General features: G+C 68.8%; 12 protein-coding genes. 5 read left to right on the top strand and 7 right to left on the bottom strand.

The window, feature by feature from the left end; translation table 11 throughout:
- Positions 1-240 precede the first annotated feature (240 nt).
- Positions 241-654 carry a VOC family protein gene (locus ACIPM1_RS33380; RefSeq protein WP_402441064.1) on the bottom strand — a complete coding sequence of 138 codons (414 nt, stop codon included), beginning with the start codon at positions 652-654 and terminating at the stop codon, positions 241-243.
- Between the two features lie 56 nt (positions 655-710).
- Positions 711-1,529, bottom strand: a complete 819-nt coding sequence (locus ACIPM1_RS33375) for an SAM-dependent methyltransferase (RefSeq protein ID WP_402441062.1) — start codon at positions 1,527-1,529, stop codon at positions 711-713.
- A 539-nt stretch (positions 1,530-2,068) separates the two neighbouring features.
- Between ACIPM1_RS33375 and ACIPM1_RS33370 the strand changes: the two genes are divergently transcribed.
- Together ACIPM1_RS33370 and ACIPM1_RS33365 are read left to right on the top strand one after the other, a co-directional pair.
- On the top strand, positions 2,069-3,796 hold the full coding sequence (locus tag ACIPM1_RS33370) for a sialidase family protein (RefSeq protein WP_402441061.1): 1,728 nt from the start codon (positions 2,069-2,071) through the stop codon (positions 3,794-3,796).
- Complete coding sequence (locus tag ACIPM1_RS33365; protein WP_402441059.1) at positions 3,793-4,296, top strand: hypothetical protein; 504 nt, start codon at positions 3,793-3,795, stop codon at positions 4,294-4,296. The genes ACIPM1_RS33370 and ACIPM1_RS33365 overlap by 4 nt, the downstream gene beginning before the upstream one ends.
- Positions 4,297-4,401: 105 nt before the next feature.
- On the opposite strand, the gene ACIPM1_RS33360 is transcribed toward ACIPM1_RS33365, so the two are convergent.
- Complete coding sequence (locus tag ACIPM1_RS33360; RefSeq protein WP_402441057.1) at positions 4,402-4,842, bottom strand: VOC family protein; 441 nt, start codon at positions 4,840-4,842, stop codon at positions 4,402-4,404.
- A gap of 146 nt (positions 4,843-4,988) precedes the next feature.
- The gene (locus tag ACIPM1_RS33355; RefSeq protein WP_402441055.1) at positions 4,989-5,852 is read right to left on the bottom strand and encodes an LLM class flavin-dependent oxidoreductase; all 864 of its coding nucleotides are present in this window, start codon (positions 5,850-5,852) and stop codon (positions 4,989-4,991) included.
- 189 nt (positions 5,853-6,041) lie between these two features.
- On the opposite strand from ACIPM1_RS33355, the gene ACIPM1_RS33350 reads away from it, so the two are divergent.
- Positions 6,042-6,224 carry a hypothetical protein gene (locus ACIPM1_RS33350; protein ID WP_402441053.1) on the top strand — a complete coding sequence of 61 codons (183 nt, stop codon included), beginning with the start codon at positions 6,042-6,044 and terminating at the stop codon, positions 6,222-6,224.
- 41 nt (positions 6,225-6,265) lie between these two features.
- Here ACIPM1_RS33350 and ACIPM1_RS33345 read toward each other — a convergent pair whose 3' ends face one another.
- The 3 genes from ACIPM1_RS33345 to ACIPM1_RS33335 form a co-directional block, all read right to left on the bottom strand.
- Positions 6,266-7,474 (bottom strand): RNA-guided endonuclease InsQ/TnpB family protein, encoded by a 1,209-nt coding sequence (locus tag ACIPM1_RS33345; protein ID WP_402441051.1) that lies wholly within the window; start codon positions 7,472-7,474, stop codon positions 6,266-6,268.
- Positions 7,471-7,899, bottom strand: coding sequence for an IS200/IS605 family transposase (tnpA, locus tag ACIPM1_RS33340; protein WP_402441050.1), 429 nt, complete (start codon positions 7,897-7,899; stop codon positions 7,471-7,473). The genes ACIPM1_RS33345 and tnpA overlap by 4 nt, the downstream gene beginning before the upstream one ends.
- A gap of 344 nt (positions 7,900-8,243) precedes the next feature.
- A complete protein-coding gene (locus tag ACIPM1_RS33335; protein WP_402441048.1) occupies positions 8,244-8,996 on the bottom strand; it encodes a transposase family protein in 753 nt (250 codons plus the stop codon).
- A gap of 138 nt (positions 8,997-9,134) precedes the next feature.
- Here ACIPM1_RS33335 and ACIPM1_RS33330 point away from each other — a divergent pair, with 138 nt between their 5' ends.
- The gene (locus ACIPM1_RS33330; protein WP_402441046.1) at positions 9,135-10,037 is read left to right on the top strand and encodes a hypothetical protein; all 903 of its coding nucleotides are present in this window, start codon (positions 9,135-9,137) and stop codon (positions 10,035-10,037) included.
- Positions 10,038-10,311: 274 nt separating this feature from the next.
- Positions 10,312-11,409, top strand: a complete 1,098-nt coding sequence (locus tag ACIPM1_RS33325; protein ID WP_402441066.1) for an IS630 family transposase — start codon at positions 10,312-10,314, stop codon at positions 11,407-11,409.
- The last annotated feature ends 199 nt before the right edge of the window (positions 11,410-11,608 follow it).

The following is an 11,608-nucleotide window of genomic DNA, read 5'->3' as shown; positions in this document are numbered from 1 at the left end:
GCACCCGCACCAGCCACTTCGCAGCACTTCGCCCCGCCGAGCTCACGCTCGGCGGAGCGAAGTGACCGAGCCCCCGAATTCGCCAACAGCATCCGATCAAGGTCCGGGGGCCTCGGCCGTGAACCCCTCGACGGCGCCCGTGTTCCCCGGGCCTCCGCGAAGGCGGCTTCGTTCAGGCACGAGGGCCGGCCCGGCAGACACTGACCTGTGAGACGTCAGGCAGAAGCGTGGAGCGCCGCTTCAACGGGGCGGTTCGATCGCGACGAGTTCGACCTCGAAGCCGTCATCGTTCTCCAGGTAGGCGGCGTAGTGCTGTCTGCCGCCGGCGTAGGGATGCTGCTCGGGGAACATCAGCCGCCAGCCATGCTCAGCAGCGTCGGCAGCCAGCTTCTCCACCATGGTGGAGTCCTCGACATGGAAGGCCAGGTGGTTCAGACCCGGCCGGCAGCGGTCGTGCCGTTCGGCGGTGAGGTCCGGGGACTGCTCGACGACCAGGTAGGTGGCCCCGAGCCGCCAGCTGCGGCCGCCGTCCCAGTTCTGGTGGACGGCGTAGCCCAGCGTCTCGAGCAGCCAGCCGAGCGAGGCGAACGCGCGGTGGAGGTTGGGCACCCACAGCTCGACGTGATGCAGCGTTCCGTGTGTGGGCCCGCTCATGCGCCCACCTGGGCATGCGTTGTCCGTTGCGACCCCGGAACCCGCGGCACTCGGTTCTAGGCTTTCCGGGCCAGCCCGGCGGCGATGAGACGCTCCCAGACGGTGAGTTCGCGTTCGCCGTTTCTGTTGAACGGGCTGTCGACTGCGTCAGGACGCCACAGGGACGCGGGGACGACCCCGGGGTCGAGGATCTCCAGGCCGTCCAGCAGGGATTCGATCTCCTTGTCGGTGCGCCACCGGCCGCGGCCGAAAGTCTGCTGGAGGACCGCCTCGGCCTCCGTCGTCTCCGGGTTGTGGCCGGAACGGAAGTGGCTGACGAAGAAGTAGCTCCCGGAGGGCACACGGTCGCGCCAGTAGCGGACGATTCCGGCTGGGTCCTCCTCGTCGTTCACGTGGTGCAGGATCGCGCTGAAGATGACGGCGACGGGGCGATCGAAGTCGATCAGTTCCAGGGTGTCGGGGTGGGTACGGACGGCCTCGGGGTCGCGTACGTCGGCGGGGACGACCCGGGTCCGCTCGTTCTCCTCCAACAGGGCACGGCCGTGGACCAGCACCTGGGGGTCTATGTCCACGTACACGACCCGGGACTCCGGAGCGTGCCGTTGCGCGACCTGGTGGACGTTGTCGGAGGTGGGAAGACCGCTTCCCAGATCGATGAACTGCCGTACGTCAGTGGTCGTCACGATCTCCCTGACCGCCCGGGTCAGGGCCGCGCGGTTGGCGAAGGCGATGGCCACCGAACCGGGAAGGTCACGTTTGAACACGTCGCCGATCTCCCGGTCGACGGCGTAGTTGTCCTTGCCGCCGAGCAGGTAGTCGTAGACGCGGGCGATGCTGGGCTTGGTGGGGTCGATGGAGACGCCTTCATCCGTCATGACGACCATCCTTCCCTGTGACGTCCCCCGCTGACCACCACTTCGGGACCTTCAGCGGACTCGTTCGCAGGGTTTGTCGGATCCCGGACCGCCTTCGACGTCCGGCCGCGGCGCAAGACGGTGGACGCCGTACAGATCGACGAGGGGCTGGAGCATCCTGGTTGCCGTTCCCAGGGTTCCGCGGGCTGCGCTCGGAGGCCGCGCCGGTGGCGGTCCCGGGCAGGCGGCCGGTCCCGGGCGGGCGTGGCCGGTCCCGGGCGGGCGTGGCCGGTCCCGGGCGGGCGTGGCCGGTCCCGTGTGCGCCGTCCGGCCCGGCCGGAAAAAAGGCTTTCGTTCGCCGCGACGGACGTCGCCGGCCTCCCCGTAGAGCGGATGAAGGCACCACCGGTTCCGCCGCGCACCACCGCCCTTCGTCCGACTCGCGAACCCACGAGGTATCTGTGGCTCTCCACTTCGCACTCCGTCTCCGCCGCCACCCGCGGTCGCGGGCACGTGTCGCCGTCGGGTTGCTGACGCTCGTCGTCGGCAGCCTGCCGAGTGTGTCGGCCGACGCCGCCACTCCCTCCTCCGGATCGGTCAGCGACACCGCGCCCACCACCACGTGGAGCGCCGGTCCCTTCACCGTCCCGAACACCTCCGGCACCACCGGAACCGTGAACTGCTCAACTTCGCAAGCGTGCGACGACTACGCCCTCGACGTGTCGGTGCCGGCGGGCTACGACGCCGGCCACAGCCTGCGCGTCGACGTCAAGTGGCCCGATTCCGCAGCCGACTTCGACGTGTACGTCCTCGACGCGGGCGGCCGGGAGGTGGCCGCCTCGGCTTCCTCCAGCGACCCCGAGACCGTGCTGCTCCCCGCGGTGACGGCTTCGTACACCGTGCGCGTGGTGCCGTACGCACCGCTCGGCGACAGCTTCACCGGCACCGCGAGCCTCGTCGCCAACCCGGCCGACCCTCCGCCGAGTACGGCCGTACCACCGACGTACCAGAACTCCTCGGCACCCGACTCCCTCGCGGACGCGCACAACGCCGGTGAACCCTCGATCGGGGTCGACCGCGCCAGTGGCGCCGCGATGTTCCAGGCGTACACCTCGACGCTCAAGGTCACCTACGACAGCGCAGGCTCCGCCACCTGGCAGGACAAGAGCGCACGCGCGGCCAACGGCTGTCCCCAGGGCAGCACCACCAGTCTCGACCCGATCCTGTTCACCGACCCGGCCACCCACCGCACCTTCGAGTCGCAGCTCGCCGGCAAGAGCGCCCTGACCTGCTACACCGACGACGACGGCGAGACGTGGACGCCGACGGGCGGCTCGGGCATCAACTCCGGTGTGGACCACCAGACCATCGGAGGCGGCCCCTTCGCCTCAGGCGGGCCGGGCCCGATCACCTCGTACCCGAACGCCGTCTACTACTGCTCGCAGGACATCGCCGACGCCTCCTGCGCGGTCAGCCGCGACGGCGGCCTGACGTACGGGCCCGCCGTCTCGATGTACTCGCTGCTGGACTGCGGCGGCCTGCACGGCCACGTGAAGGTCGCTCCCGACGGCACGGTGTACGTGCCCAACAAGGGCTGCGGCGGACATCAGGCCGTGGCCGTCTCCGAGGACAACGGTTTGACCTGGACCGTCCGCGACAACCCCTCCAGCACGCCCGGCGACTCCGACCCGAGCGTGGGAATAGGCGCCGGCGGAACGACCTACATGGGCTACCAGAACAGTGACGGCACGGCGCGCGTCGCGGTCAGCCACGACAAGGGCAAGACCTGGCTGTACGACCAGAATGTCGGCGCCTCCCTCGGCCTGAAGAACATCGTCTTCCCGACCGTGACCGCCGGCGACGACGATCGCGCCGCGTTCGCCTTCCTGGGCACCGCCACCGGCGGCAACTACCAGGATTCCGCCACCTTCGACGGTGTCTGGCACCTGTACGTGGCCACGACCTACGACGGCGGCCAGTCCTGGGTCACCGTGGACGCCACCCCCACCGACCCGGTGCAGAAGGGATCGATCTGCACGGGCGGCACGACCTGCGGCAAGGACCGCAATCTCCTCGACTTCAACGACGTCACCGTCGACGCCCAGGGCCGCGTGCTCGCCGCCTACGCCGACGGCTGCACCGGCGCCTGCGCCACCGGCGGCGCGCAGAACTACGACGCGCTGGCCTCCATCGCCCGCCAGTCCTCCGGCAACACGCTGTACGGGGCGTACGACGCCGTGGCCGGCGGCACGCGCACGAGCTCCAAGACCAAGAGGTCCGGTAAGTGAGGCCTGTCCCCCTGGCCGCCGTCCTGGTCGGCGCCGTCCTCAGCGTGGCCGGCGCCACCGGGTGCTCGCCGACGCCGCGGCACGCCGAACCGGCGGCCGCCTCACCGCTCAACGCCCCGCGCGCGACACATCCGTCGGACGGGCAACCGGCCGACGCCACACCCGGGCCATGTCCCACCGCCGCCTCTCTGCCGCTCCCGAAGGACTTCCCGGCGAATCTGCCGGTGCCTGCCGGCGCGGTCGTGACCTCGGTGGAGCACCGGACCGGCGACCGGCTCGTCGTCGCCACCGTCGTACGCGGCGGCTTCCACGCCACCCTGGCGTTCCTGCAAGAGCGGCTCCCCAAGGCCGGATACGCCCCGAAGGACGGCGAGGTGGAGGAGGACGACGCCGAGTCGAACTTCTCCTCCGCGACCGTGGAGGGCCGCTGGACCCTGCGGAAGATGCCCGACTGCGAGGAGGGGGTGTACTTGACGTATCTGACCGCTGCCGCCTCGTGAAGGTGGCCGGACAAGGCTTTCCCGGCCGGGCCGCTCCCCCGGCCGGGTCAGCCGCCTGCGGTCGTCCGCTGCCCACGGCTCCGGGGTGATGAGGACGGTGCTCGGTCAATCTCGAGCCGAGGCCGCGGCGACGCAGAACTCATTGCCCTCCGGGTCGGCCATCGCGACGTGGTGCCCCTCGAACTCCTCCAGGACGGCCCCGCCCGCCTCCACCAGCCGCTCGGACTCCATTTTGATCCGCGCCCACCGTTCATCGAGGGTGCCGTGTCCCGGTACACGGACGTCGATGTGGAGTCGGTTCTTCGCGGTCTTCGGTTCGGGGACCTTGAGGATGCAGAGCCGGGGCCCGGCGCCGTCGGGATCGCAGAGCCACGCGCCGTCCTCCGCGGAATCGCCCTCCGGAAGGTCGAACTGCGCGAGCCACTCCTCGCGGGTTCTGAAGGGAGCGGGCGGCGGCTCGTCCACATATCCCAGGGCCGTCTTCCAGAACTCGGCGAGGAGCTTCGCGTCCGCGCAATCAAGGGTCAGATCGATTCCAGCTGCCATGGCAGGACCGTACTGCGCACCTCTGACAGTCGCGGCTGACGCGGAGGCGGGCGACCGCCGGTTCTGGATGGCCGACCGGCCGCTGCCGGACTCGCTGCGGCGTTCAGGCCGGCCGCCGGGGGCCTGGGCCTGGTCCGTACGGCTGATCAGATCACCGGTGGCCCCGCCTCGATGCGGCGAAGCACCGGGGACAGACGATCCAGGTCGGGGCCGGTCTGGATCTGCCGCTCGTCCCACCAGGTGGCACCGGCGTCGTGCAGCGGACCGATCACGTCCCTGGCCTTGGCCTTGTTCGGGGGCGTGGCACCGCCGAGCACGAACTCGAAGGGGCGCTCGGCCCCGGCCGCTCGATGCTCGCGTACGTACCCGACCAGGTCCCGGACCTCCGCCACATCCGGCACATGGCCGTGCCGGGCCGTCTCGAACAGCGGCACCGCGCCGTCCCACCGCGCTGCCCGCCGCATGGGCGCACGACGCGGCCAGAACCCGCCGATCCACACCGGCGGACCGGGCCGCTGCACGGTGGCGGGTACCAGCGTCACGTCTCGGACCTCGTAGTGCGGGCCGTGGTGGTCCACCGGCTCGCCGGACCAGAATCGCCCCAGCAGCTCCAGTCCCTCGTCCAGACGCTCGGCGAGGACGCGCGGCTCGGCCGTGTCGCCGAAGCTGCGGTATTCGTCCTCGACCGGCCCGCCCAGGCCCGCGGCGAAGGTGACCCGGCCTCCACTGAGGTGGTCCAAGGTGGCCACTTGGCGCGCGAGTTGCTGGGGGCGGTAGCGAGGGACCGGGGTCAGGAGGGTGCCCAGGCGGATCCGGGAGGTGGCCAGCGCGGCGGCGGTCAGCAGCATCCAGGGGTCCCCGAAGGGACGCCCCTGGTGCCGTCGGTGCAGTACGTGGTCCCAGACGAAGAGCCCGTCCCAGCCTGCCTGTTCGGCGGCCGCCGCTACGGTCGCGACGTTACGCGGGTCGGCGAAGTCGCCGAAGTTGGGGATGTTGATGGAGAAGCGCATCCCGGCAGGATGCGGCAGCGGCCGGAAGGGGGCAATCGAATGCGCGTCCCGCGACATCGACAACCGCCCCCTGCAGACGAGCCCGAAGGGGACGCCGACCTGCGGTGACCGCCGCTCTGATCCGTATCGGTGCGGTGGGCCGCACGACGGCCACCGCACCACACGACACAGAACAGAATCGAGACGCACGTGACCGATGCCTGGGAGACGATCAGCCGCCTCGCCGAACGCCTGGAGGGCCATTCCACGCTCCCCCGCGATCAACGCATCCTCCTTCAGCTCCTCAAGATCCAGGAGGAGGCGGGCGAGGTGGCCGAAGCCGTGATCGGGGCGATGGGCCAGAACCCGCGGAAGGGCAACTCGCATACGTGACTCCACCCATGCGTTAACGCGCGGGCTTCCTGTGTCGGTGGCTAGGCCACGTCGCAGAGGGCCAGCCCGGCCCTGTTGAGGACGTTCGTCGCGCCGACGTGGTCCGCGTTCGCGGTGTACGCGCACGCCGTGCACTGGAACTTCGCCTGGGTGAGGCGGTTCCCCTTCGCGACGTGCCCGCACTCGGGGCACGTGCGGGAGGTGTTGCGCGCGTCCACCGGGACCGTGAGGCGACCGGCACTCTCAGCCTTGTTCGCCAGGATTCCGAGGAACTGCGCCCAACCCGCGTCAAGAATGCTGTGATTGAGTCCGGCCTTCGCGGCGGCACCGTTCGGCAGGAAGCTGCCGGGCTGCTCGGGGTCGGCCCCGGGTGCCGGGGCTTTGGTCATGCCCGCCGTGTTCAACCGCTCGTGCGCGATCACGTCGTGCTCTTGCACGAGTGCGAGCGCGGTCTTGTGGTGGAAGTCGACGCGCTGCCGCCGGATCCTGGCGTGCAGCTTGGCGACCTTCCGGGCCGCAGCGCGGTGGCGCTTGGTGCGCTGCCGGGTCCGCTTCGGGAACGTCGCAAGATGCCGCTGCGCTTCGGCCAGTTCGTCGGCCATCGCCTTAAGGAAGCGCGGGTTGGCGACGTGTTCGCCGTCCGACGTGGTCAGAAAGTGGGCGACGCCCACGTCGATACCGACGATCGCCCCGGTGGACGGCAGCGACTCGGCGGGGACCTCGTCGCAGGCCAGGACGACGTACCAGCGGGTCCCTTCGCGCTTCACCGAGATCGTCTTGACGCGCCCCTGTACGGGCCGGTGCTGGTGCACGCGGATGTGCCCGACGCCTTGAAAACGCACGCGGGTCTGACGGTCGTGCGGGGTGGAGTCCCAGCGGCAGCCGTCGCCGTTCTTGGGGAAGGTGACGGTGTCGAAGTGCCCGATGCCCTTGAACCTGGGGTAGCCCGGCGTGAGACCGGCCTTGACCCGCTTGAAAAACGCCTGGAACGCCTTGTCGAGACGGCGCAGCGTGGCCTGCTGAGAGGAAAACGACCAGCGGCCGTGACGCTCGGGGTCGAACGCGCGGATCTCCTTGAGCTGCGCGGACTGGTCGCCGTACCGAACGGTGGTCCTCGAGGTGTGCCGGTAGGCGTCCCGGCGTTCCTGGAGCGCGCCGTTGTAGAGGGAGCAGTGGTCCCGCAGCATGTCGGTGAGCGACGCCGCCTGGCTCTTGGTGGGGCGAAGGAGGAACTTGTACGCACGGATCACACGCCGTCCCCCTTCTTCCCCGGGCGTTCCCACTGGGCGTCGATGTACTTCTCGACCGTCGCCGCCGACACGCCACCGACCGATGCCGCGAAATACGACGACGACCACAACGTGGGCATCCGCGACTTCAGGTGGGGAAACTCTTCGCGCAGGACGCGGGAGGTGAAGCCCTTGAACTGGTTGGCCACGTACGAGGCTGACGACTTCGGGTCGTGCTTCACGAAAAGGTGGACCTGGTCGGGCATCACCTCAAGGGTGATGATCTCCCAGCCGCGTTCGTCAGCCTTCTGCCAGATCAGTTCCTCCAGTCGTTCCGCGACCCGGCCACCGAGGACCGGACGGCGGTACTTCGGGCACCACACCACGTGGAGCCCGAGGTCATACACGCCGCCGGAGAACCGGCGAACCTTCCTGGCCACAACCATACGACCACCATACGTACGCGACAGGTCTAATCCCCCAGAAAGGCGCCGCAGGTGAACAGCGAGGATTCGTGCACCCAGTTGAGGTCAGAACAGCCCAAAGAAACCATCCCCCACCCCGCCGAAGCGGGGCCACCCCTGGCTAGTGTGCTGCGCCAGAAATTGAGAGGGTTAGTTGGTACCTTCTTTTTCATGGCGCATCGGGGTCCTGCTGCTGTTGAGATCGTTCTTTCCGAGGACGAGCGTGTCGAGCTTGCGCGCCGGGCGGGGCTGCCGGACCGGCGTACGGCTGAGCGAGCTCGGATCATCCTGGCGTGCGCTGACGGAATGAGCCCTTTCCATCTTGATCAGGTGGCGAGTTCGAGTGCGACGATGGCACGGACGACGGCGGTGATCCGGGTAGTGCTGCAGCGGAGCTTCCTCAGGAGGCGCCAGCATTTGAGGGTGGCCATGGCGCGTTCGCCGAGGCTGCGGATCTTGGCGTGATCGCGGTTGTGACTACGACGCCAGTCACGCAGGTTCTTGCCCCGGAACGGGACGCGGACAGCAGGGCCTGCGCCCTGATACGCCTTGTCAGCCCAGCACTTGACGTCATCAGCGGCGAGAGCGGCGGGAATGCCGTGGGTCCGGGCCGCGGTCAGATCGTGCACGGCTCCGGGTAGCACGTCCGAGGCCCAGATCAGACGGCCGGCTGGGTCCGTGAGGACCTGCACGTTCATCCCGTGGTGCTTCTTCTTCCCCGAGTAGTACGGCCTGTCGGCGGCGATGCGGTCGATCGGCAGCACGGTGCCGTCGAGGATCACGTACGCCTTCTTCCGCACCGTCGTCATGGCCTGTTCCAGCGTGGGCGCGAAAGCGGCCAGGAGGTCGACGGCCTCGCGTATGTACCGGTGGACCGTCGCGATCCCGACGCGGAAACCTGCTGCGAGGCGGGCGTAGGTGTCGCCGCAGCGCAGGTGGGCCAGGACGAGCACGGCCTGCCGGCCACAGGTCAGGCGCCGCCACCGGGAGCCGATCCGACGACGGTGGCCTGCGAGGAGACCGGATAGGTGCTGCAAAGTGCGGCTGGACAGATCGATACCGGATGGGTAGACAAGCACGCGTAAGCTCCTGGCAGACTGGTGATCTTGGTCGAAAACCCATCTACCAGGGGCTTCACCCTGTTGTCAGCCCAACGGCGTACTGCTGATGCAGGTTGAAGAGGCTCAATGTCAGTGCCGTGCTGTTCACTTGGCCGCATGGACGCCTCCGCTCTGCGCGCCCGTCTGAACGGCGCCTGGCGCGCGCCCGAATTGCACTGCCCGCTGCCCACTCATGGGGCAGGGCATGTCTGTGTGCCCAGTGACGCGGAGGATCTGGCCGCGCTGGAGCGCGTCGCTGCGGACGTGATCGACGGGGCGAGTCTGCCCGTACGTGCATGGGTCGTGGGGGGTACGGCGGCAGGGGTGCCCGACGGTCCGCCGGTGGGCGGGGAGGGTGGGCTTCCCATCGGCGGGGAGGGCGGGCTGCTGGAGCTGCGCGGGTGGGTGCTGGCCGGGCACTGGTTCGGATACGGCGTGACGGCCACCCCCGACGGCCCGCGCCGCGTCGTAATCCTCGCCCGGCGCGCGTTCACCCGCCCGCCCGGTGTCGGATGGGTGGCGTTGCTGCGGGAGGCCACCGGTTGGACGGAGCCCGATCGGTGCGGCGTCGACTGGGCCGCGACGGAGGCAGCGCTGTGCACCGCGCTGCCCGGTGACTACAAGGACATTGTCGACGCCTTCGGCTCGGGCAGTTTCGACGAGTACCTGGACCTGCTGGTGCCGGGTGCGCTGGGCACGGATCTGGTCTCCTGGGGCCAGGACATGGCACGGTACGCCGACCTGTACCGGCCATACCCGGTCCACCCCGCGCCTGGCGGCGTGCTCATATGGGGGACCTCCGAGCAGGAGCTGACCTTCCACTGGCTGACTGGACCGGCCGATCCCGACGACTGGCCGGTTCTGGTGCAGTACCTGGGCGGTGAGTGGCAGCGCTTCGACTGTGGAACCGGCGAATTCGTGCTGCGCCTGCTCACCGACCGCACCTTGCCGTTCGCGTTCCCGCCCTCCGCCGGACCGTTCCCTCACTGGTTCGCTTCATGGGAGCTGCCGGAGCGCTGAGCCCTTTCTAACCCGGATGTCAGCGCCGCTGACCATGCTTGGCGAAGCGTCTGGGCCGACGGGACCGACTGCGGATCTGCTGGTCATGACCTCGCTACAGATCGGTGCGTGCAGTCGTCAGCAGGCCGAGGAGCAGCACAGGTATGAGGTTGGAAAAGGCTCAATGTCGAATGCTGGTGCTGCACAGGCGGTCGGGGCCGGAGTAAAGACGGTCCGCAAGTGGCGGGCGAAATTCGCCGCTGAGCGGCTGGCGGGGCTAGAGGATGAGGGGCCTATCGGTCGGCCGAAGTCTGAGCTGGTCCTGACCGAGGACGAGCGGGCCCAGTTGGTGCGCTGGTCGCGGAGGGCGAAGACGGCCCAGTACCTCGCACTGCGCGCGAAGATCGTGCTGCGGTGCGCGGAGGGCGTGACGAACAAGCAGGCCGCAGCCGATCTGGGGGTGGACCAGTCGACCGTGGACCGTTGGCGGGCCCGTTTCGTGGCCGATCGCCTCGACGGCCTGCAGGACGAACCACGCACCGGTCGCCCGCCCTCGATCCTGCTCGACCAGGTCGAAGACGTCATCGTCGCGACCCTGGAATCCACGCCGGGCAAGGACACCCACTGGTCGCGCGCCTCGATGGCCGCCCGTACTGGACTGTCGAAGTCCACCATCGGCAGGATCTGGAAGAAGTTCGACCTCAAGCCGCACCTGCAGGACTCCTTCAAACTCTCCACCGACCCGCAGTTCGTCGACAAGGTCGTCGACGTCGTCGGCCTCTATCACAACCCGCCTGAGAAGGCAGTGGTGTTATGCGTGGACGAGAAGAGTCAGATCCAGGCGCTGGACCGGTCCCAGCCGGTGCTGCCGATGATGCCGGGCATGCCCGAGCGGCGTACCCACGACTACCTGCGGCACGGCATCACCAGCCTGTTCGCAGCCTTCAACATCGCTGATGGCACCGTCATCGGTGAACTCCACCGCCGTCACCGGGCCATCGAGTTCAAGAAGTTCCTGACCGCCATAGACAAGACCGTGCCCGCCGGCCTCGACGTGCACTTGGTCTGCGACGACTACGTCACCCACAAGACCCCCGAGATCCAGAAGTGGCTCGCCCGGCACCCCCGCTTCCACGTCCACTTCACGCCGACCGGCTCCTCCTGGATCAACCAGGTCGAGCGGTGGTTCGGCCTGCTGACGGACAAACTCATCCGCCGCGGCGTCCACACCTCCATCCAGGCCCTTGAGAACGACATCCGCGACTGGATCGACACCTGGAACGAGAACCCCAGACCGTTCACCTGGACGAAGACCGCCGACGAAATCCTCAAGTCCCTCGCCGACTACCTCGCCAGGATCGCCCCACCCAACAGTCAAACCAGGGCCAACTAACCCTCTCAATTTCTGGCGCAGCACACTACTGATCTTTTCGTAAGTTCGGTGGGTGTGGTGGCCCTGTGGGTGGGAGGCTGTCGGGGTGGCATATCAACCGTCCCCTTCGGTTGCCGGCTCCTCCCTTCCTCCTTTGTCGCGGCCTCAGTTGGCGGAGGCGCGTCGTGTTCGGGCAGTCGAGTTGTTCGAGGGCGGCGTC

It is taken from the genome of Streptomyces sp. NPDC086766 (genome assembly GCF_044746005.1).
Taxonomy (GTDB): domain Bacteria; phylum Actinomycetota; class Actinomycetes; order Streptomycetales; family Streptomycetaceae; genus Streptomyces.
Note: the sequence above shows the minus strand (reverse complement) of the source record. Positions and strands in the feature narration are given on the sequence as shown.